Source organism: Candidatus Hydrogenedentota bacterium (assembly GCA_016791475.1).
Lineage (GTDB): Bacteria > Hydrogenedentota > Hydrogenedentia > Hydrogenedentales > JAEUWI01 > JAEUWI01.
On sequence record JAEUWI010000273.1, the window covers coordinates 1 to 652 of the forward strand.

The 652-nt window shown below is 59.4% G+C and carries 1 protein-coding gene; it reads left to right on the forward strand.

Features of this window, described 5'->3' with window-relative positions; translation table 11 throughout:
* On the forward strand, positions 1–652 hold a 652-nt coding region (locus tag JNK74_29165; protein MBL7650249.1), incomplete at both ends, for a response regulator.

Genomic DNA, 652 nt, shown 5'->3' on the forward strand with positions numbered 1-652 from the left:
TGACCGAGAACCCGATTCAGGTCATCATCTCCGATCAGCGTATGCCGGGCATGAATGGCGCCGAATTCTTCGGCAAGATCAAGAACGAGTATCCGGACGCGATTCGTCTGCTGCTCACGGGGTATGCCGACATTCAGGCGGTGATCAGCGCGATCAATGATGGCAATATTTTCCGCTACATCGCCAAGCCGTGGGATCCGGTCGAACTGGATACGATTGTCCGCGAGGCCTTCGAGCGCTATCACCTGATCGTGCAGAACCGCAAGCTGCTCGAAGAACTGCAGGAGTCCAACACGCGGCTCGAACAGCGCGTCGCCGAGCGCACCGCCGAACTCGAAGAGATGAACGGGCGCTTGTTGACGCTCAATCAGCAAAAAGACAGCTTCCTCGGCATGGCGGCGCATGACCTGCGCACCCCGCTGACCGTGCTGCAGGGCTTCACCGACCTGCTCACGCACCCGTCGGCGCGACCGGAGGATTTCAAAGAGTTCATCGTCATCATCCGCGAGACGATTCAGCAGATGTTGGTGCTGCTTGACGACCTGCTCGATATCACGGCGATTGAGGCGGGCAAGCTCACGCTGCGCCCCGAGACCGTGGCGATTGCGCCCTTCATCGAGCGCATCTGCAAGCTCAGCTATCGCATTGGCGA